The 20,117-nt window shown below is 65.8% G+C and carries 21 protein-coding genes and 1 tRNA gene; 17 read left to right on the top strand and 5 right to left on the bottom strand.

All coding sequences use genetic code 11. The annotated features are described in order from the left end of the window. Positions 1-14: 14 nt before the first annotated feature. From cbiB to RH831_RS04675, 6 genes are read left to right on the top strand one after another with little or no spacing between them, the layout of a single operon-like run. Positions 15-911 carry an adenosylcobinamide-phosphate synthase CbiB gene (cbiB, locus tag RH831_RS04700; protein WP_310553101.1) on the top strand — a complete coding sequence of 299 codons (897 nt, stop codon included), beginning with the start codon at positions 15-17 and terminating at the stop codon, positions 909-911. Beyond that, positions 902-1,639: an adenosylcobinamide-GDP ribazoletransferase gene (gene cobS, locus RH831_RS04695; protein WP_310553100.1), complete on the top strand. Its 738-nt coding sequence runs from the start codon at positions 902-904 to the stop codon at positions 1,637-1,639. The genes cbiB and cobS overlap by 10 nt, the downstream gene beginning before the upstream one ends. After that, a complete protein-coding gene (locus RH831_RS04690; RefSeq protein WP_310554137.1) occupies positions 1,639-2,199 on the top strand; it encodes an NTP transferase domain-containing protein in 561 nt (186 codons plus the stop codon). The genes cobS and RH831_RS04690 overlap by 1 nt, the downstream gene beginning before the upstream one ends. Beyond that, a complete protein-coding gene (locus RH831_RS04685; protein ID WP_310553099.1) occupies positions 2,186-3,193 on the top strand; it encodes a pyridoxal phosphate-dependent class II aminotransferase in 1,008 nt (335 codons plus the stop codon). The genes RH831_RS04690 and RH831_RS04685 overlap by 14 nt, the downstream gene beginning before the upstream one ends. Further along, positions 3,186-3,887, top strand: a complete 702-nt coding sequence (locus tag RH831_RS04680; RefSeq protein WP_310553098.1) for an adenosylcobinamide amidohydrolase — start codon at positions 3,186-3,188, stop codon at positions 3,885-3,887. Before RH831_RS04685 ends, RH831_RS04680 begins: the two co-directional genes overlap by 8 nt. After that, positions 3,884-5,422: a cobyric acid synthase gene (locus RH831_RS04675; RefSeq protein ID WP_310553097.1), complete on the top strand. Its 1,539-nt coding sequence runs from the start codon at positions 3,884-3,886 to the stop codon at positions 5,420-5,422. The genes RH831_RS04680 and RH831_RS04675 overlap by 4 nt, the downstream gene beginning before the upstream one ends. On the opposite strand, the gene RH831_RS04670 is transcribed toward RH831_RS04675, so the two are convergent. Next, complete coding sequence (locus RH831_RS04670) at positions 5,419-6,378, bottom strand: diphosphomevalonate decarboxylase (RefSeq protein WP_310553096.1); 960 nt, start codon at positions 6,376-6,378, stop codon at positions 5,419-5,421. The two genes, RH831_RS04675 and RH831_RS04670, sit on opposite strands and share 4 nt — an antisense overlap. 99 nt (positions 6,379-6,477) lie before the next feature. Between RH831_RS04670 and RH831_RS04665 the strand changes: the two genes are divergently transcribed. The 6 genes from RH831_RS04665 to RH831_RS04640 are packed head-to-tail and all read left to right on the top strand — an operon-like array spanning position 6,478 to position 12,094. Next, positions 6,478-7,368: an NAD(P)H-binding protein gene (locus RH831_RS04665; RefSeq protein ID WP_310553095.1), complete on the top strand. Its 891-nt coding sequence runs from the start codon at positions 6,478-6,480 to the stop codon at positions 7,366-7,368. Further along, positions 7,365-8,063, top strand: a complete 699-nt coding sequence (locus RH831_RS04660) for a hypothetical protein (protein WP_310553094.1) — start codon at positions 7,365-7,367, stop codon at positions 8,061-8,063. Before RH831_RS04665 ends, RH831_RS04660 begins: the two co-directional genes overlap by 4 nt. A 40-nt stretch (positions 8,064-8,103) precedes the next feature. Beyond that, on the top strand, positions 8,104-8,577 hold the full coding sequence (locus RH831_RS04655; protein ID WP_310553093.1) for a DUF192 domain-containing protein: 474 nt from the start codon (positions 8,104-8,106) through the stop codon (positions 8,575-8,577). 51 nt (positions 8,578-8,628) lie between these two features. Then, positions 8,629-10,554, top strand: a complete 1,926-nt coding sequence (locus tag RH831_RS04650) for an ABC transporter ATP-binding protein (protein WP_310553092.1) — start codon at positions 8,629-8,631, stop codon at positions 10,552-10,554. A gap of 42 nt (positions 10,555-10,596) precedes the next feature. Continuing rightward, on the top strand, positions 10,597-11,331 hold the full coding sequence (locus RH831_RS04645) for a creatininase family protein (RefSeq protein ID WP_310553091.1): 735 nt from the start codon (positions 10,597-10,599) through the stop codon (positions 11,329-11,331). 7 nt (positions 11,332-11,338) lie between these two features. Then, positions 11,339-12,094, top strand: a complete 756-nt coding sequence (locus RH831_RS04640) for a hypothetical protein (protein WP_310553090.1) — start codon at positions 11,339-11,341, stop codon at positions 12,092-12,094. A gap of 1 nt (position 12,095) precedes the next feature. Here RH831_RS04640 and RH831_RS04635 read toward each other — a convergent pair whose 3' ends face one another. Beyond that, positions 12,096-12,431: a dihydroneopterin aldolase family protein gene (locus RH831_RS04635; RefSeq protein WP_310553089.1), complete on the bottom strand. Its 336-nt coding sequence runs from the start codon at positions 12,429-12,431 to the stop codon at positions 12,096-12,098. Positions 12,432-12,515: 84 nt separating this feature from the next. Here RH831_RS04635 and azf point away from each other — a divergent pair, with 84 nt between their 5' ends. Continuing rightward, entirely contained in the window at positions 12,516-13,280 is a 765-nt protein-coding gene (gene azf / locus RH831_RS04630; protein WP_310553088.1) for an NAD-dependent glucose-6-phosphate dehydrogenase Azf, read from the top strand. Between the two features lies 1 nt (position 13,281). On the opposite strand, the gene RH831_RS04625 is transcribed toward azf, so the two are convergent. Beyond that, positions 13,282-14,664, bottom strand: coding sequence for a heme-binding protein (locus tag RH831_RS04625; RefSeq protein ID WP_310553087.1), 1,383 nt, complete (start codon positions 14,662-14,664; stop codon positions 13,282-13,284). A gap of 126 nt (positions 14,665-14,790) precedes the next feature. On the opposite strand from RH831_RS04625, the gene RH831_RS04620 reads away from it, so the two are divergent. Genes RH831_RS04620 through RH831_RS04605 form a run of 4 tightly spaced genes read left to right on the top strand, consistent with a single transcriptional unit; the run spans position 14,791 to position 17,540 of the window. Then, positions 14,791-15,294, top strand: coding sequence for an ECF transporter S component (locus tag RH831_RS04620; protein WP_071933436.1), 504 nt, complete (start codon positions 14,791-14,793; stop codon positions 15,292-15,294). After that, positions 15,291-16,034 carry an energy-coupling factor ABC transporter ATP-binding protein gene (locus RH831_RS04615; protein WP_310553086.1) on the top strand — a complete coding sequence of 248 codons (744 nt, stop codon included), beginning with the start codon at positions 15,291-15,293 and terminating at the stop codon, positions 16,032-16,034. The genes RH831_RS04620 and RH831_RS04615 overlap by 4 nt, the downstream gene beginning before the upstream one ends. 4 nt (positions 16,035-16,038) lie before the next feature. Continuing rightward, complete coding sequence (locus RH831_RS04610) at positions 16,039-16,800, top strand: ABC transporter ATP-binding protein (RefSeq protein WP_310553085.1); 762 nt, start codon at positions 16,039-16,041, stop codon at positions 16,798-16,800. Beyond that, positions 16,797-17,540 (top strand): energy-coupling factor transporter transmembrane component T, encoded by a 744-nt coding sequence (locus RH831_RS04605; RefSeq protein ID WP_071933439.1) that lies wholly within the window; start codon positions 16,797-16,799, stop codon positions 17,538-17,540. The genes RH831_RS04610 and RH831_RS04605 overlap by 4 nt, the downstream gene beginning before the upstream one ends. A 166-nt stretch (positions 17,541-17,706) precedes the next feature. Here RH831_RS04605 and RH831_RS04600 read toward each other — a convergent pair whose 3' ends face one another. Together RH831_RS04600 and RH831_RS04595 are read right to left on the bottom strand one after the other, a co-directional pair. After that, a complete protein-coding gene (locus tag RH831_RS04600; RefSeq protein ID WP_071933440.1) occupies positions 17,707-19,623 on the bottom strand; it encodes a pentapeptide repeat-containing protein in 1,917 nt (638 codons plus the stop codon). 336 nt (positions 19,624-19,959) lie between these two features. Further along, positions 19,960-20,032, bottom strand: a tRNA-Arg gene (locus RH831_RS04595). Positions 20,033-20,117: the final 85 nt, after the last annotated feature.

The following is a 20,117-nucleotide window of genomic DNA, read 5'->3' as shown; positions in this document are numbered from 1 at the left end:
GCAAGCCACCGTCGATGCCCCCGATAGCGACCCTGGCGGTCGGCGTGGCACTTCTCCTCGACGCCGTCGTGGGCGAGCCACCCGAGTCGATGCACCCAGTCGCGTGGCTGGGCCGGGCGATCGGCTGGCTCGACCGACCGACCGAGCACCCACGCCTCGTCGGATTGCTGTTCGCGCTCTGGCTCCCGCTCGTCGCGGCACTCGCCACAGCCCTCCCGATTTGGCTGCTCGACGGCCACTGGCTCGCGGGGATTCTCGCGGGCGTCCTTCTGTTTACCACCGTCAGCCTCGATATGCTCTGTGACCTCACGACGACCGTGATCGAAGCGACCGAGACCGACCTCGACCACGCCCGGGAGAGTATCATCGGGCTCGTGGGCCGGGACACCGAGACGCTCGGCCCAAAGGCGTTGCGCAGCGGCGCGGTCGAGAGCCTCGCGGAGAACCTCGCTGACGGGCTACTTGCCCCACTCCTGGCCTTCGCGCTGGGGAGTCTCGTCTCGCTGCCGGTGGCCGTGGGCGCGGCCGCCTGGGTCAAGGCGGTGAACACCCTCGACTCGATGGTGGGCTACCGTGATCGACGGGTCGGTACCGCGAGCGCTCGCCTGGACGACCTCGTCGAGTGGGTACCGGCCCGACTGAGCGCCGTGCTCATCGCGCTCGCGGCCGGGCAGCCGGGAGCGCTCCAAACAGCCAGGGCCTGGGCGCGTGATCCTCCCTCCCCGAACTCGGGCTGGCCGATGGCGACCCTGGCGGCCGTCCTCGACGTCCGGCTCTGTAAGCCCGAGACCTACGATCTCAACCCCGCGGCCGAGCTGCCGTCGCTCGGTCGGGCCAGACAAAGCGTTCGAATCGTCCGGCGGGCCGGCCTGCTCGCCTTCGCGCTGGCGGGGGTGATCGCATGGTTCTGAGCGCACTCCGGGGCGCAGTCGGCTTCCTGACGACCCTCCCGGTCGGCCAGACCGCCGCTAACTGGGAGGCCTTCGCCGACCGCCCAGCCGCGATGATCGGCGTGGGCTATATTCTGGGCGCGCTCGTGGCGCTGCTACTGTTCCTCCCGCTGCCCGAGACGATCGTGGGCTTTGCCTTTGTCCTTGGCTACGGGGTCTTCGGCGGCATCAACCACGCCGACGGCCTGCTCGACGTGGCCGATGGCGTGGCAACCCACGGCGACCCGGCCGAGGCCAGGGCCGCGATGAAGGACAGCGCGATCGGCGTCGGGGCCGTCCTGGCGCTGGGCTTGCTACTCCTGGGCCTGTTCGCCGTCGGCCAGACCCTCGCTGGCACCGGCCTCGTTGGCCTGGTGATCGCGGCCGAGGTCGGCGCGAAACTCGGCATGGTCGAAGTCCTGATTCGTGGCACCCCCTCACACGAAGGCCTCGGCTCGGCACTCGCTGGGAACGTCGACCGATGGACCGGTCCCCTCGCCATGGCCGGGGCGCTGCCCGCGATCCTGTTGACAGTGGGCCACCCCGCCGCTGCAGTCGCAGTAATTGTCGGGGGCACGACCGGCATCCTGGGCGAGCGGTGGGCTCGGTCCCGGCTAGGTGGAATCAACGGCGACGTGCTCGGCGCGACGAACGAAGTCGGACGGCTGGCCGCGCTGCTCGCGGGGGTGATCGTGTGGACGCTCTGGTGATGTGTGGCGGCCTGGGAACACGGCTCGACTTCGACGGGGAGAAGGCGTGTTTCGAGATCGGGGGCGTGCCCATGATCGATCGGGTCATCGAGGCGCTTGCAGCCAGCCGAATCGAGCAGGTGTTCGCCGTGGTCTCGCCGGACACGCCCCGGACGGCCGCCCACGTCGACGTCCCCGTGATCGAGGGGCCTGGCGAGGGCTACGTCGCCGACCTGGAACGGGCCCTCGACCGGGTCGACACGCCAGTGCTGACCGTGGGCGCGGACCTCCCGCTGCTCGCCGGCGACGCGATCGACTGGGTCCTCGACGGGTACGACGCCGGCTCGGCCATGGTCGCGGTCCCGGTCGAGTTGAAACGCTCCCTCGGCGTGTCGATCGACGCCACGATCGAGGCCGCGGGCCAAAAAGTGGCCCCGACCGGGGTCAACGTGGTTGGCCCACCGGAACCCGAACAGACACTCATGACGACAGACACCCGATTCGCCGTGAACGTGAACCGACTGCGAGACGCCTGGGTCGCGACGGTCCTCGACGACCGGAGGGACGATGGACCGCGATAGTGTCCCGAGCGTGGAGCGTGTGCCCCACGGCAGCGAACCTGAGGCAGCGGGCATCGATTTCAGCGCCAACGTGAACCCGGAGACGCCGCCCGGAATCGAGGCCGCGTTTCAGGGCAGTTTCGCGGATTCGAAGGCCTATCCGGACGATACCGCCCCAGCCTACCGGCGGGCCGCCGCTGACTACGTCGACGTGGATCCGGGCCAGGTGATCCCGACACCGGGCGGCCTGGCCGCGATTCGGCTCGCGCTCTCGGTCACGGTCTCGCCCGGGGACTCGGTGCTCGTCCCGTACCCCAGTTTCGGCGAGTACGCCCGCGAGGTGCGACTCCAGGGAGCCACACCGGAATTCGTTCCCCACGATACGTTGCTCGATGCCGATCCGAGCGGGCACGCCCTGGCGATCGTCTGCAACCCGAACAACCCGACCGGCGAGGCCGCCGACCCAGATCGACTCCGGGAGTTCGTGGCCGAAAGCCGGGCCACGGACACGCCCGTGCTCGTGGACGAGGCGTTCCTGGGCTTCACCGACCAGCCCACGCTCTCGGGGACTCCCGGTGTGATCGTCGCCCGCTCGTTGACCAAGCTCTTCGGGCTGCCGGGACTCAGGGCTGGCTTCGCCGTGGCGACGGGTTCGCTTCGGGACCGACTCGAACGGGCGCGACTGACCTGGAACCTCGGCGTCCCGGCGATGCAGGTCGGGACCCAGGCCATGCGGGCCACCGAGTTCATCGAACGGACCCGCAAGCGAGTGCGACAGGAGCGATCGCAGCTCGTCGCCACCCTGGACGACCGCTACGAGATCGCGCCCTCCGACGCCCCGTTCCTCCTGCTTGCGGTCGATGGCTCGGTGTCCGACCTCCTCGCGAAAGCCCGCGAGCGCGGGATCATTCTCCGGGACGCCCGAACCTTCCGCGGCCTGGATTCACACGTTAGAGCGGCGATCCGACTTCCCAGCGAGAACCGGCGGCTGGAGGAGGTGCTCCTGAATGTTTGAGACGACGATCCGAGATGGCGTCCTCCAGGCGAAATCGCCTGGTGCTCGCTGGCTGCTCACGGGCTGGAGCGGGGGGTACACCAACAGCGACGCCGTCTACAACGTCTCCGTTCCGGAGGGCTGGGAGCGGACGGACCTAGATACCTACGTCGAAGAGCGTCGCCAGGCCGCCGGCTTCGAGACGGCCGGCCCGGGGCTGCTGACTGGCGTCGAGTTGCAACACGCTGCCGGGGCCGCACGGAACGGCGTGCGGGCGGTCGCAACGGTCGGACTCTCGAATCCCGCGTCGCTCCCGCTGCACCCGGACGGCAGCGAGCCAGCCGGGCTGATAGACACCGCTCCGGAACCGGGGACGATCAACCTCCTGGTCGGCACCGATCGAGCGCTCGAGGACGGCACACTGGCGACCTTGCTGGCCGCGGTGGTCGAGGCCAAGACCGCGACGGTCCAGGCCCACACGGGCTTCACCGGGACGACGTCGGACGCGGTGGCTGTCGCCACCGACCCCGCGGGGGACCCAAGCGCGTTCGCCGGCAGCGCGACCGCCGTCGGTGATGCGGCCCGCTCGGCGGTTCGCCGGGCGATCACGGACAGTCTCGCCTCGCGGATGGCCGAGTCCCCACCTCCGGAGACCGTCGAGGCGGCCGATGCAGGGATCGTCACCAGCCAGGACGCGGCGCCATTCGACCCATGACAGACCACACACACCCGGACGACGCGGCGACCATCCTCGTGGCGGGCACCGCGAGCCACGTCGGCAAGTCCGTCGTGACCGCGGGCCTGGCCCGCCTGCTCGCGAATCGCGGGGTCACCGTCGCCCCATACAAGGCACAGAACATGAGCAACAACGCCCGGGTCGTCGTGTCACCGGAGGCAGACGGCACGGGCGCGGAGTACGGCGAGATCGGGGTCTCCCAGTACGTCCAGGCCCGGGCGGCAAACGTGACCCCGACGACGGACATGAATCCGGTCCTCCTGAAGCCACGTGGCGACGGGGAGAGCCAACTCGTAATCCACGGGCAAGCCCACGACCACCTGGACCCCGGCTCCTACTACGACGACCACTGGGAGACCGCCCGGGAGGCCGCGATCGCCTCACACCGGCGACTCGCGTCCGAGTACGACGTGCTCGTCGCCGAAGGCGCGGGCAGCGTCGCCGAGATCAACCTCCAGGATCGGGACCTCGCCAACGTCGAGACCGCCAGGTTTGCCGACGCCGACGTGATCCTGGTCGGGGACATCGAGCGTGGCGGGGTCTTCGCCAGCCTCTATGGCACCCTGGAACTGATGCCCGAAGACGTCCGCGAGCAGGTCGAAGGGATGGTCATCAACAAGTTCCGGGGCACGCTGTCGGTCCTCGAACCCGGGATCGAACAGTTCGAGGAACTGACCGGCGTGCCGGTGCTGGGAGTGCTGCCCGCCGACGATCCGGGGCTTCCAGCGGAGGACAGCGTCTCGCTGCCGAATGTGGGCGAGCACACCGTCTTCGGCGCCGAAGACGGCGTACCGGAGGCAGCAACGGTGACCGTCGCGGTGCCACGCTTCCCCTTCATCTCGAATTTCACCGACCTCGAACCGCTCGCGATGGAGCCCGGCGTTCGAGTAGAGTACGTCCCGCTGGACGTGAATCTGGCCGAGTTCGACGCGGTCGTCCTCCCCGGCTCGAAGAACACCGTCGATGATTTGCTCGCACTCCAGGAGGCCAGTTTTGGCGAGTCACTCCGGGCGTTTTCCGGGCCGATCGTGGGCATCTGTGGCGGCTATCAGATGCTCGGCGACCGGATCGAGGAAGCCGGCATCGAGAGCACGGCCGTCGAGGGCACCATCGACGCGCTGGGCGTGCTCCCAGTGGTGACGACCTTCTCCGCCGAGAAGGAAGTCACCCGCACGACCTGCCAGGTCGAGGGGCGGGGCCCGATCGCCGGCGCGACTGGCACGGCTTCGGGCTACGAGATCCACATGGGGGCGACGGCGTTCCGCGAACCGCTTTCCCACCCACTCGAACCCTACAGCGCCCAACAGGGCGACGTGCTCGGCACCTACCTCCACGGGCTCTTCGAGAACGAATCGGTGCGTGAGGCGTTCGTCGAGGTACTCTTCGAGCGGGCCGGACTGGATCGCCCCGCCGGTGGAGAGCAAGGCGCCTCCCCCTACGAGCGGGCCGCCACGCTGCTGGAGCGGCATCTCGATCTCGGAGCCGTCGCGGGACTCGCGCCGTTTTTCGACTAGAAGAGGTGGGTCGTCGCGGCCCGCACCCCACCGCCGACCCGCCAGGTCCGGGTCGGGATGGATTCAGCTTCGATCGCTTCCCGAACGGTCTCGACGTGTTCGGCCGTCGTGTTCAGATAGGCCGTCGCGCCGGTGTCAGCCGAGAAGTACACCGGGACGCCCTCATTTCGCAGTGAGCGAGCGATGTCGAGCACGGTGAGCGTCTCGGGCCGCCAGTACAGCCAGCCGTCCGGGCCCGTCATCGTCACCCCGAGGAGTTCGATCGACTCCCGCTCGGCGATCCCGAAGGTAGTGTGAAAGTCCCCGGTTCGGATCGCCGTCCGCAGGTCCGCAGTCGTCTCGGGCACACCGGCCAGCCGCCCCTCGAAGTACGGCGATTCGGGGGTGGTGGTGTGCGCGCGAGAGGTGTACTTCCGCTCGGGCAGCGAGGCGATCACGATCCGCAGGTCCTGGTCGAACCCCGACGGAATCGGCGAGGCGACGGCATCAGCCGGAGCGGTCGCCGTGTGCAAGTGTGCGAAGCCACCGACGACACTCCGGGCGGCCGAGGCCGCACCCCGGCGGGCGAGCCCGGAGAGTTCGTCCCGGGAGAGATCCAGCCCGGCGGCGTCCACGGCGGCTTTCGCCAGGGCCGCGTAGGCCGACGCCGAGGCCCCCAGGCCGACGTTCGACTCGAACGTGTTCTCCGAGACCACCCTGGCCCCGGATTCGATCCCCGCCCGCTCGCGTACCAGATCCAGCACCTCACGCGCCCGGTCGGCCCCCTCCTCGTCGATCGGCTCCCCATCGACCGTGACCTGATCGGTCTCGTGGCCGAACGCCACGGTCGTCGTGGTCCGGGAGGGGGCCGTACAGACCGAAATCGAGTCATGAGCCGGGACGTTTCGCTCCCGATCGCGAAACCCGTGATACTTCAACAGGCCCTGGATCGGGTGCGCGACGGCGGTGGCCTTCATTCCCTTGCCCACGCAAAAGCCCACCAGCCAATAACCACTTCCGGTCTCGCCGACTGGAAGTATGCGTACTGTTATCAGGTCAGCAGTCCAAGCTATCCTATGAAAGTTCTCGTCACCGGCGCGACTGGCTTCGTCGGGAGCAACCTCGTTCCCGACCTCCTGGAACACGGATACGAGGTCCGAGCGCTCACCCGTGACCGATCGAAAGGGGAGAAACGGCTGGACGACCGCGTCGAAGTCGTCGAAGGCGACGTGCTCGACCCCGAAACTCTCGATGGGGTCTTCGAGGACATCGACGTGGCCTACTACCTGGTTCACTCCCTGGGGATCGGCGGCGAGTTCGAGGAACGGGACAACCAGGCGGCGGCGAACTTCGCCACGGCAGCCAGCGAGGCTGGCGTCGACCGGGTGATCTACCTCGGCGGGCTCGGCGAAACCGGCCCGGATCTGTCCCCGCATCTCCGGTCCCGGCGGGAGGTCGAGACGCTGTTGCGGGAGGGCGAGTACGACCTGACGAGCTTCCGGGCGGCGATCATCGTGGGTGCCGGCAGCGCGAGTTTCGAGATGGTCCGCCAGATGGTCTCCCGGCTCCCGGTGATGATCACGCCCAAATGGGTTCGAACCCCCTCCCAGCCCATCGCGATTGCGGACGTGATCGAGTACCTGCGGCGGGCGATCGAGATCCCCGAGACCGCCGGTGAAACCCTGGAGATCGGTGGGCCGGAGGTGCTCAGCTACCAGGAGATGATGGAGCGGACGGCTGCGGCACTCGGTCGTCGCCTCTATGTCATCCCGGTGCCGGTCCTCACGCCGAAGCTATCGGTCTACTGGATCGACCTGGTGACCGACACGCCGAAACACATCTCCCACCCGCTGATCGAGGGGCTCAAGAATCCGGTCGTGGTGACCGACGACCGGGCCGAAGAGCTCATCCCGATGGAGTTGACCCCCTTCGACGAGGCCCTCCGTCGCGCCATCGAAACCGAATGAGCGGGCATCGTCCAGCCGGGGACGCGTGGGTCTACGAGAGCATCATCCGAAGCGTGCCCGGCGTGAATGCTTCCCGGGGCGTCGCCCTCGCCGTCCAGTTCGTCGGCTTCGAGGCGGCGGTGCTGCTCCTGGGGTGGTATCACGGGCTCGTCCAGGCGGCGATCGCCGGGACAGTCGGGGTGCTCGTGGCCGTCGCCGGCAGTGCGTTCATGCTCCATCTCTCCCGCGGGTTCAGGGCCGACCGCGAGCCGCGTCGCTACCTCGACCTGCTCTTTGGCTCCCGGATCGAACTCGTGCTGGGCCTGGTCTCCTTTAACCTGCTTCTGGTCTACGTGTTCGTCTACGACCCACAGCAGGCCGGCCCCGCGCTCGTGACCAGCCTGCTGGGCGAGCGCCCACCGCTTGCCTACAGCTTCGTCCTCCTCCTGATCGGCTGGGACGTGGCCTACCGCATCGGAGTCGGATGGTGGGCCTGTGTCACGGGCTTCTGGCGCTCGATAACCTACCGGGACGAACTTGACTCGGCGACCCGGACGCGATTTGCCCGCCTGGACCTGACGACGATCGCCTTCGCGTCCCTGCAACTGCCGATCGTCCCCGTCCTGTCGGGTCATCCGCTCCTCCAGGTGACGGTGCTCGGTCACGTCCTCGCCGTGGCGCTGGTCTCCGGTGCTTCAGTCGCCCTGCTTCGCTGACCGACAGCAGTTTTGGTTTCGCAGGCCGAATGACGGACCGATGAACCTCGGGTGGCGGCACGGACTGGTGGGGCTGGCGGTCCTCCTGCTCCTGCTGGCGGCCGTCGGCGGCGGGCCACAGGTCGGGACCGACTCGGAGCCGCCGGATCGGGCGACCCTTACCTTCCTCGACGAGACGGGGGCCGAACTGGGCACCGTCGACGCCACGATCGCCGAGGGCTTCTTCGAGCGCTATACTGGCCTGAGCGAGACCGACCGGCTCGGCCCCGATGCGGGGATGGTCTTTGTCTACCCGGAGGCGGGCGAGCGAACCTTCGTGATGCGAAACATGTCCTTTTCGCTCGACATCGTCTTCGTCGGCGCTGACGGGGAGATCACGGCGATTCACCACGCCGCGGCCGAGGACGACCGGGAGTTCTCCGGGGAGGCCCGCTGGGTGATCGAGGTCAATCGCGGGTACACAGACGCCCACGAAATCGAGGTTGGCGACTCGATAACGGGACTCCCGCGGTAGTCAGCTACCGATTCGGCAACCCTTTTGGCCGGAGACGACTCCAGGACAGATATGGCACCCGCCGCGGAGGACGACCCGTTCGAGGACGTCCGCGACCAGGCGACGAACCCCATGCGGCGGCTCTTCGTCGGCTACGGGCGGGCCTACGTCCCCTACTTCCTGATCGGCGTGCTGACGAGCATGGTGGCCCGGGTGCTTGACCTGTTGCCGCCGGTCCTCCTGGGGATCGCGATCGACTCCGTCTTCCGGGAGGACGTGCCCTTCGACGCCCGCATTCCCTTCAGTTGGCTCCCCGAGGCCTGGGTCCCGGCGACCCAGACTGGCAAGTTCTGGCTCACCGCGGGCGTGATCGGACTCAGTTTCCTCGGCGCGGCCGGCTTTCACTGGACCCGCAACTGGGGCTGGAACGCCTTCGCCCAGAAGATCCAGCACGACGTCCGCACGGACACCTACGACGAGATGCAGCGCCTGGACATGGGCTTTTTCGCCGACAAGCAGACCGGGGAGCTCATGTCGATCCTCTCGAATGACGTGAATCAGCTCGAACGCTTCCTCAACGAGGGGATGAACAGCGCCCTCCGGATGGGCGTGATGGTGCTGGCGATCGGCGGGGTGCTGTTCTCGCTGAACTGGCAGTTGGCGCTGGTCGCGCTGCTGCCGGTCCCCCTGATCGCCGGGTTCACCTACCTCTTCGTGGGCATCATCCAGCCCAAGTACGCTGCCGTCCGGTCCTCGGTCGGGACGCTCAACTCCAGGCTGGAGAACAACCTCGGCGGAATCTCGGTGATCAAGAGCGCGAACACCGAACCCTACGAGTCCGAACGGGTCGAGGACGTCTCCTTTTCCTATTTCGACGCCAACTGGGATGCCATCCGCACCCGGATCACCTTCTTCCCCGCGCTCCGCGTGCTCGCCGGCATCGGGTTCGTGACGACCTTCACGGTCGGCGGCCTGTGGGTCTTCCGGGGGACGGCCCCGGGGCCGTTCACTGGCACGCTGGAGACCGGCGCGTTCGTCACCTTCATCCTGCTGACCCAGCAGTTCATCTGGCCGATGGCCCAGTTCGGCCAGATCATCAACATGTACCAGCGCGCCCGGGCCTCGGCCGAGCGGATCTTCGGGCTCATGGACGAGCCAAACCGCATCGCCGACGACCCGGACGCCCGGGAGTTGGCGGTGACCGAGGGCGAGGTCGTCTTCGACTCGGTCACCTTCGGCTACGACGAGGAGCCGATCGTCGAGGACCTCACCTTCCGGGCCGAGAGCGGCGACACGCTGGCCCTGGTCGGGCCCACGGGCGCGGGGAAGTCCACGGCGCTCAAACTCCTGCTCCGGATGTACGACGTGGACGAGGGAGCGATCCGCATCGACGGCCAGGACATCCGGGACGTCACCATCGCCAGCCTGCGCGAGCAGATCGGCTATGTCAGTCAGGACACCTTCCTCTTCTTCGGGACGGTCGCGGAGAACATCGGCTATGGGGACCCCGACCCGACAGAGGACGCCGTCATCGAGGCCGCGAAGGCGGCCCACGCCCACGAGTTCATCACGGAACTGCCCGAGGGCTATGACACCAAGGTGGGGGAGCGCGGGGTCAAACTCTCCGGCGGGCAGCGCCAGCGGATCGCCATCGCCCGCGCGATCCTGGCCGACCCCGAGATCCTGATCCTCGATGAGGCGACCTCCGATGTGGACACCGAAACGGAGATGCTCATCCAGCGGAGCCTCCAGGCGCTCACCGCGGATCGGACCACCTTCGCGATCGCCCACCGGCTCTCGACGGTCAAGGACGCCGAGACGATCGTGGTGCTCGACGAGGGACGGGTCGTCGAGCAGGGGACCCACGAGGACCTGCTTGCCGAGGGCGGACTCTACGCCAACCTCTGGGGCGTCCAGGCCGGGGAGATCGAGGACCTGCCCGAGGCCTTCGTCGAGCGGGCCCGGGAGCGACTCGCTGACGTGCCCGCCGAAGACTGACCGAACGGGAGTGTTTTGGGGCTCGACCGCCGGATCACAGATATGGATCTCCACGAGCACACCTGGACCGAGGCCGAGGAAGCCGAGACCGATCTCGCGCTGCTGCCAGTGGGGAGTACCGAACAGCACGGGCCCCACGATCCGATGGGCACGGATTTCCTCGCGGCCGAGACCGTCGCCAGCGAGACCGCCGAAAAAGTGGAGCCGGACGTGCTGGTCGCCCCGCCCGTGCCGGTCGGGATCTCCGAGGAACACCGGCAGTTCACCGGCTCGCTCTGGGTCTCGCCGGACACGTTTCGGTCCTACGTGCGGGAGATCGCCGAGTCGCTGATCCATCACGGCTGGAACCGGATCGTCCTCGTCAACGGCCACGGGGGGAACGTCGCGGCACTCGGAGAGGTCGCCGCCAGACTCTCCCGCGCCGAGGAGGCGATCGTCGTCCCGTTCACGTGGTTCGACGCGGCCGACTCGACCTTCGACATGGGCCATGCCGGGCCACTGGAGACCTCCTTCCTGTTGCATGCCTATCCCGAACTCGTCCGCGAGGACCGCCTGGAAGCCGGGGCGACGGCGGGCGCCGAACGCTGGGGCGACTGGACCTGCGGCCAGAACCTGGCCCACGACACCGCCGAGTTCACGGAGAACGGCACGGTCGGAGACCCGACCAAAGCCACCGCGGCGGAGGGCGAACACCTCCTCGATTCGGCCACCGACCGCCTGGCCGAGTTGCTCGCGGCCGTGCGCACCCGACCACTTACGAACCCGCCGCACAAGTGACCAGCCGATGAGTCTGCGACAGTTCGTTCCCGACCGGGAAGACACCGCTCACTCGCTCGTGCTGGTAAACAGCACGGCCCCCGCGCCGGTCCGGGAGATGCTCGTGGATCTCTTCGAGGACCAGCCAGTCGCCGTCGAGGAGATCGAGGACGAGACCTACGAGACGGACACCATCCTGCTCGTCAAGAACGGCTCGGTCGTCGCGACCTCCCCGCTCGCCGCCGTCCAGAACGCGGTGCTTCTGGTCAACTCCGATCTCTTCGTTACGGGTACCCGCGGCCTCGAGGACCTGGCGGTGCCCGACGTAATCGAGGGGCTCGACGGGGTGCCGTTCACACTCACCGGCTATCCCGAATCGGACACCGAGAAACTCCTGTTGATCCTGATCTCCCGGCTGATCGAGCGACGAGCGGTTCGGGCTGACGAGGGGACCCTTCGGGCCTCCTTCCAGCGACTTTCCAGGATCAAAGACGAGCAGGGCACCAAGACCGTCTACGAGCAACTCGGCGAGAGCGACGTGGACACCCACGTCTACGGCGAGCCCGACTGGATCCCGTCCCACGAATACGACGTGGTGACTCACGGTGGGAACGGGGAGAACTTCCAGAAGGCGTGGTTCGTGCTCTTCGAACCCACCGGCAACCCCGACTCCGCGCTGGGGCTTTTGGCCTACGAGATCAGCCCCCGTCGCTGGGAGGGGTTCTACGCGCTCGGCGAGGCCGAACTGGCCGCAGTGTCGACCCACGTCACGCGGCGGATGTGACCTATTCCACGGTTTCGAGACACATTAGCGGGTACCCGTCGACCATCTCCATCGTTCCAGTGGCCCGCGTGCCGGCCTCCTCGACGACGATCTCGACGTCGAGGTGACGACCCGCCAGGCCGGTGTAACCGTAAGGGCCGATGTCCGCCGCGAGAGCCTCCCGATCGACCGTAACCGTGACCGACTCCGTGTATGGCTGGTTCTCGATCGATTCCTCGATCGCCGTCGCCAGACTCGCCGCGCTTTCCTCGCTGACCGGCGTGCCGACGAACTGGTGAAAGAGCGCCCCGAACTTGATGCCGAGTTCGAAACTCGCATGCTCCCCGTCGCTTGGCATGGCTGCTGGGAGGTCCGAGGCGCGCAAAGCGTTTTGGATTCGAACCACATCCTACTTATTCGGGTCTCCCTACTACCCACCTGAATGGACGAACCGGTCCTGTTGACGGGAGCTGCCGGGCGGGTGGGCACCGCGATCCGGGAGGGCATCGGCGAGGCTCACGAGTTCCGCCTGCTCGATCGCGAACCGCCCACCGGCCCCGTCGACCACGAACTCTACGTCGGGGACATCACCGACCGGGAACTCCTCGAAGACGCCATGGAAGACGTGGCCGTCGTCATCCACCTGGCCGGCGACCCCCGGACTGACGCTCCCTGGGAGAGTGTCCTCCGGAACAACATCGACGGCACCCAGACCGTCTTCGAGGTGGCCGTCGAACAGGACGTGCAAAAGGTGGTCTTTGCCTCCTCGAACCACGCGGTCGGTCACTACGAAACCGACCGGAAACCCGACATCTATCGCACCGAGGAGGAGTTCCGCCTGGATGGAACCGAACTTCCCCGACCGAGCAACCTCTACGGCGTGAGCAAGGCCACCGGCGAGATTTTGGGTCGGTACTACCACGACGAGTACGGCATCTCGGTGTTGAACGTCCGGATCGGCAACCTCACGAAGGAACACCCCCCGCGCAACTACGAGCGCGGGCAGGCGATGTGGCTCTCCCACCGGGACTGTGCCCACCTCTTCGATCGGGCCATCGAGGCCGAGTACGACTACGAGATCGTCTATGGCATCTCGGACAACGATCGCAAGTACTACTCCATCGAGCGCGCCCGAGAGATCCTGGAGTATGACCCCCAGGACAACTCCGCGGAGTACACCTTCGACGGCGAGCCGAAAACTGACTGACTCAGGCCAGAAAGACGTGTCGCGGTCGATCGGCCAGGATTTCCCGCCCCGTCGCGACCGTCTCGTGGAAGGCCTCGGATTCGAAGAAGTCCATCGCGTCGCCCCGTGAATCCCACTGACTCGCGATGAACATGTCGTTCTCCTCGGCGACGTTCACCAGGAGATCCGACTCCCGGTGGCCCGAAACGTCAGCGAGCGTGTCCGCGACGCCGTCGAAGGTATCGAGGAACTCCTCGCGGTGGTCGGGCTCGACCGTGTAGAACATCCCCATCGTGCCCCAGCCATCGGGGGCGTCACCTGGCTGACCCTCGATCTCCGGCAGGTCACGCAGGAAGCCACTCGCGGTCTCGGCGGCCGACTGGGTGTCCCAGATGCTGACGATCGCGTTTGGGCCCTCGCCACGTGAGCGATAGACGTCCGTGGAGACGTGCGTGTCATAATGCTCGAAGTTCTCCCGCATCCCGTCGATTTCCGCGGCCAGGGCCTCCGAATCGGCCGCGGAGTAAAGCGCCACGGCAAACACGTCCTCGCCGTGGGGCTGGCCGGCGTACACGTCCGCCTCGGCCAGCGAGTCGCGGATCGACTCGCCCTCGTCCTCGGCGGTGGCCGCTTCGTCGGTGGGCACCGCCTCGCCGGCCATATAGGCGGCCAGATCGCCGACGGGGAACCGCCGCCCCACGAAAAAGGAACCGAACTCGCCGTACTTGGCAGTGGCCTCGTCGAAGCGCATCTCGTAGACGATCTCCTTGAGCGCGGTCGCCTCGGTGCTGAAGAGGGTCACGCCCCACTCCCAGTCATCAAAGCCGAAAGCGGCGGTGACATACTGGGTCACGGTGCCGGCATACCCCTTCCCGGTCTCGCCGTGTTCGGCCATCATCTCGGCCCGCTCGTCCATCGGGGTGTCATACCAGTTGTACTCCGGATCCCGCCGTTTGGCCATCGGGTAGAAGGAGACGTAGGCGTCCTCGGGGATCGACGGGTAGAGCTTCGAGTTCATGTATCGCTTGAGCCCGGGGTCGACGCTCTCGGGGTCCTCGAAGTAGTCTCGGGAAGTGTAGCCACCGATCTCGGTCACCGAGACGAAGGATCGGGACTGCTCGGTGAACCGGCCGAAGGCGGTTCGATCGAACTGTCGCTCGGCCTGCTCGATTTCGTCGAGTGTGGGACGGAGGTGGAGGACGAGCAGGTCGGCCTCGTGCCCGGCGATCGTGAAGATCGCGGTGTCACCGTCGCCGGTCGCGGGGGCGTCTGCCAACACGTCGACAGCGCTCTCGATCGCCCGCTCGCGGCGGTGGGTCGGTGTGTCCTGCCAGGCGGCCCAGTCGACGGTGCGAAAATCGTGGAGCACGAACCAGCCTTCGTCTGTCGGGGGCGGATTGGCCATCGACGGTGAATTGGCGTGGGCCAGTAAGTGTCTTCGCGGACCGGCACGGCTCACGGGTTTCGGCGATGCCTGTAACACTGACCCGAATCGAAAGGGCCTACTTCCCAACTGCGTGATAATCTCTCAATGGAAGCAGACAGCCGCTTTGATCTCGACGCGACGGCCGTCGCATTCAGTGCGGTCGTCGGAGCCGCCGTCGCAGTCGCCACGCTATTTACCCGAATTCCAGTCGGTATTGGATATCTCAACTTCGGAGAAGTGATTATCTACACCGGTGCCTTTCTCTTCGGCGGAACAGTCGGGGGCCTTTCGGGCGGGATCGGCGCGGCCGCTGCTGATGTCGTCTCGGGGTATGTCTTCTTTGCGCCAGTAACCCTCATCGCTAAAGGCACCGAAGGCTACGTCGTTGGTCGGCTCGCGGGCGATAGTCTCAAGAGCAAAGCCATCGCCGTCGCCGTGGGCGCGCCATTCATGATCGTGGCATACGTCCTCGCCGTTGCCTATCTGGAAGGAGTACCGTTGGCGCTCGCAAAGGAACTCCCGGTCGACATCCTCCAGGCCGTCGTCGGGTTCGCCATCGCCGTCCCGCTCACGAAGGTCCTGGAGGACCGGATTCCGGAGCTGCGATGAGCGTCGTCACCGCCCAGGACCTTCGTGTCGAGGATCGCGAGGGGGCCCGGCTCCTCGACGATCTCTCGCTGTCGATCGACGCCGGGGAAACAGTCCTGTTGGCGGGGCCCTCCGGCAGCGGAAAGTCCCTGCTCGGGATGACCCTGGGCGGGTTGCTCAAGAATCGGTCCGGACTCACGGTGTCGGGGACCGTCGATAGGTCCGGGTCGGTTGGCGTGCTCCTGCAGAACCCCAGCACCCAGCTGGTCAGAGCAGGCGTGCGCTCTGACGTGGCCTTCGGGCTGGAGAATCGTGGGATCCCGCCAGCGACCATCCACGAACGCATCGAGTCCTGGGCCGAGCGACTCGACGCGACTCACCTGCTCGACCGCTCGATCGACGCGCTCTCCCGCGGCGAGACGACCCTGGTGGCGCTCCTGGGGACGCTGGTGACCGAACCGGAGTTGATCGTCCTCGACGAACCGCTCACGGCCCTCGATGCGACCAATCGCGACCTCGTGCTCGGGGCCATCGAGGAACTCCAGGGAGACACTGGCCTCCTCGTAACTGAACACGACGCGGGGCCGTTTCTGCAGCGGGCCGACCGCGCGCTCGTCCTGGAATCGGGGCGGATTGCCGCGAGTGGCGAGCCACGAGCCGTCCTCGAATCGCTTCGGGAGGCGGGGGTGACCCTCCCCTTCGGAACCGAAGTGGCCCTGGAACGTGGGATACCCGTCGACCGGGTCCCGCTATCGGGGTGAGACCGTGATCGACGTCACCGACCTGTCCTTCGAGTACGACGACGGTCCGCGGGTCTTCGAGGACCTTTCCCTCACGATCCCGGAGGGCGAGACCGTCGCCGTGCTGGGGGCAAACGGCACGGGCAAGACGACGTTTCTCCGGTTACTCGCGGGGTTGTTGACACCCACGAACGGCGAGATTCGGATCGATGGGGACCAGGACCCGACCGTTGGACTGACCCCCGAAATCCCCGCCGACGGGCTCTTCGCCGCGACGGTCAGCGAGGAGGTCGCCTTCTTCCCGGAGAACCGTGGGTTGGCCGTCCAGGAGCAAGTGGACCAGGCCCTCGAAGCCCTGGGCATAACTCACCTCGCCGACCGAATCCCACAGGCACTCTCGGAGGGCGAAAAGCGGCTGGTGACCATCGCCTCGGTGCTTTCGGGCGATCCGGACGTGATCGGCCTCGACGAACCGACGAGCGGGCTGGATGAGTCGGGCTGGCGACGGCTCGGGGAACGACTCGCGGCCCTCGACCGGACCGTCGTGCTGGTGACCCACGACACCGATTTCGCGTGGCGGTATGCCGACTCAGCGGTCGTGCTGACTGACTCCGGCGTGGATCGAGAGGGGCCGATCCGGGAGATCCTCGCGGACTCCACCTACGACCTGGCAGGCGTGGGGTTGACCACACCCGAACCGGTCGTCTGGGCCCGCGAACGCGGGATCGAGGAGCCACCGCGGACAGTCGCGGCGGCCGTCGAGTTGATCGAGGGCGAGGAGCCATGACCGGGGCCGAGCAACGGTTCGACCCGCGGTCAAAACTCGCGGTCGCCCTCGCGTTCGTCCTGGCCGGGTTCCTGACGGGGACGATCCGTGGGCAACTGCTGTTTTTCGCCCTGCTGGGAGTGGTCGTGCTGGTCCTGGGCGAGGTGTCGATCCGTGACTGGCTGGGGGCGCTCAAACCCCTCGCCGTGCTGGTGGTCCTTTTGCTGGTCCTCAACACCCCATTCTACGCCTCGGGGCCGGCCTGGTACGCGGTCCAGATCGGGCCGGTCGAATTGGCGGTGACACCCGGCGGAGCCCAGACAGCCGGGCTGATCGCTGCTCGGCTGGTGCTAGTCGCTGGCGCGGCGGCGTGGTTCGCGCTGGGGACCGCACCCGAGCGCTTCGAGGCGGCGCTCGTCGAACTCGGGCTCCCCTGGTCGTTTGCGTTCCTGCTCTCGCTCACGATCGGGCTGGTTCCGGAGATGCGCAAGCGCTTTCGGACGATCGAGGAGTCCCAGCGCACCCGCGGGCTCGACCTCTCGGGCGGCCCGATCGCCAGGACGCGGGCCCGACTGCCGATGCTCGTCCCATTCCTGGCGGCGGTCATCCGCTATGGCTATGACCTCTCGACGGCCCTCACAGCACGCGGCTTCGACGAGCCAGGGCCCCGAACGTCGATCACGACGGTCGATCACACCCGTCGAGATCTGGGCCTCTACCTGCTCGCCGTCGGCGTGGTGTCGGTCGGACTGGTGCTATAAGCAGCACTGTCCGGCAAGGCATATGCGCTCGATAGACTACGAGAGAATTCTTCAAGTGCCAACTCGTATCCCGAAACCAACCCGGGACTCAGCCGACTGTCCTAAGATTGTATAGCGGGGTAGAAGACAGCGCAATGGCACAGTGTAGTAGAGTCAACCCGAGTGATTATCGAGCCGCCCTTCGACCGAGAATGAATACGAAAAGGGCAAGCAACACGGCTCCAAGTCCCGTCTCGATAGTGGTCAAGGCTCGTCCGAATCCAACGGGTTTGAAATCGCCGAATCCGAGCGCCGTGAACGTCAGGGTGGAGTAGTAGACAGAGTTGAGGATTTCGGCGGGGTTGGACATGATCTGCGCGTAGGTAATGGGGTCCCCGCCTTCGGGTTTCATCCATCCACCGAGTGGGAACAGCATCGCAAATCCGAGAATGAAACTGAGACTGTATCCGATAACTCGCCACGGGCTCTCACCGTAGAGGAGAGTCGCTCGTGCCACCTTCGCTCGACTCCACCGAGCGCCCGCTATAAGTCGTTCTTCGAGTGAGGCCTCGTTAGCTGTCGCATCATCCCAGTAGTTCTTCTTCTGGAGGTCCTGACGTCGAACGAACGAGCGACTCTGTAAGCGAGGGCGGGCGTGTTTTCCGCCGAGTTCCTCCAGCGCTCGATAGACGCTTTTTGCTTTGTCCGCGTCTTCCTGTTCACCATCACCCTCGTAGGAAGGGTCATAGACACAGGCTGGTCGTGAGCGGATAGCCGCGAAGGTATGTGGTGAGGTGTCGACGTCTTCAGAGGGAGATCCGAGGAATCGCGTCCTGTCGTCGATGCGAACATCACCAAGGACTGCCCCACTGAGTTTTGCTCCTCGGAGGTCTGCATCAAAGAATGTTGCTCGGCTTAGCAGGGCTGACTCGAAATTCGTATTGCGAAGACTTGTGCCAGTAAAAGTCGCATCCGTCAGGTCCCCGCCATTGAATTGAGTCCCGTCGAGAGTTAGGTCTGCGAAAATAGAGCCCTCCTCAAACGCTACGCCTCTAAACACAGGAGCATTGCCCTCGAACGATGAGCCCCTGAAGTCAGCTTCGCCCCAGAACTCTGCCCCCTTGAATCCGACTTCTTCCTCGAACTCTACTCCTTCAAAATCGGCCCCGCCTCCAAACTCTGCCTCATTGAAGTCAGCCGCTCCCCCAAACTCTGCACTCTCGAAGTCGGCCAGTTCCCCGAACTCTGCTAACATGAAATTGGCACGTTTTCCGAACTCTGCTAACATGAAGTTGGTCCGTCCGCCAAACTCTGCATTCCCGAACTTGGCCTGTCTTTCGAACTCTGCCCCCATGAATGCCCAATCTCCTGCCTGTACTGCGTTGAAATTGGCCAATCCCTCGAACGTTGTTTTCCGGAAGTCAGCCAGTCCCTCGAACGTTACTGCCTTGAAGATGGCTCGCCCCCCGAACTCCGCACCCCCGAAGGCGGCCTGTCCCTTGAACTCTGTTGTCCTGAGGTCTGCCTCTTCCCTGAACTCCACTGCCTCGAACTCGGCGATTCGTTCGAACTCTGCACCGCTGAAGTTGGCCACACCCCTGAACTCTGCGCCCTTGAAACTGGCCACTCCCCCGAACTCCGTGCCTTGGAAACGGGTATCGGCACCAAAATTTATTCCGTTGAAAGTTATTTTCTGCAGCTCAAGTATCGTCTCAGACCAGTCAAATACACCTGCAACAGTGGCGTAGTCCATCACAAGCCAGCCGTCTCCAGCTGTGAGATCCACGGGGTTCTCACTCAGGTCAAACGCACCGAACTTCGCACCGACAAACTCCAGCTGTCGCCTTTCAGCACAGTCACTGGCGTTAGCTTCGCCGACTACATCCAGGAACGCATCAACGACATTTTCATCATCTTTCTCAACGAGAGGTTGATGAAAAAGACAGCGGTTTTTGCCCGGTTCAGCTTCGTGTGGACAAGTCCAAACACCATCTTCGTTCAGAATTTCCTCGCCAACGTCGCACTCCTCCCTATGCAACCCGCCCCACGTTTCGGGGTCTTCCGGGTCAAGGACGTACTCGCAGGTTCCGTCACCGTCTGACATACCCCGCCCAAGCACGGGTGTCTTCTTGAAACTGGGTGTCGAGCTGCCATTGACATGGATGGTAGGTGTTGTGTTGAATACAGTTGTCCTCTCAGTCAGGTCGACCACGCCATCGATACGAGGTAACTCGATAAACAGTAAGTCTCGGACAATACAGCTATTTAATCACCACCACCTGTTTTCTGGGCCTTCGTCATCGAGCGTCGCCCTTATCGGAGACGAAGAACACCCCCCATAGCGGGAGAACAGTATCGTCCTGACGGAGTCCCACGCGAGCGGACGCGAGCGTGGGGCAAGTCAGGTCGCGAACGAAACGAACGCAGTGAGTGAAGTGAGCGTCCTGACGGAGATTTGAACTCCGGTCCCTGGCTCCGCAAGCCAGGAGGATGGTCCACTACCCTACCAGGACTCACTCTCGCTTTGGGCCACGCTGGTATATCCGTTACGGACCTGGGCGGCCACCGCGAGGACAACCCTGGAGTGGGTCGGCCCCC

The sequence above is a fragment of the Halodesulfurarchaeum sp. HSR-GB genome (genome assembly GCF_031432215.1).
Taxonomy (GTDB): Archaea; Halobacteriota; Halobacteria; order Halobacteriales; family Halobacteriaceae; genus Halodesulfurarchaeum.
Note: the sequence above shows the minus strand (reverse complement) of the source record. Positions and strands in the feature narration are given on the sequence as shown.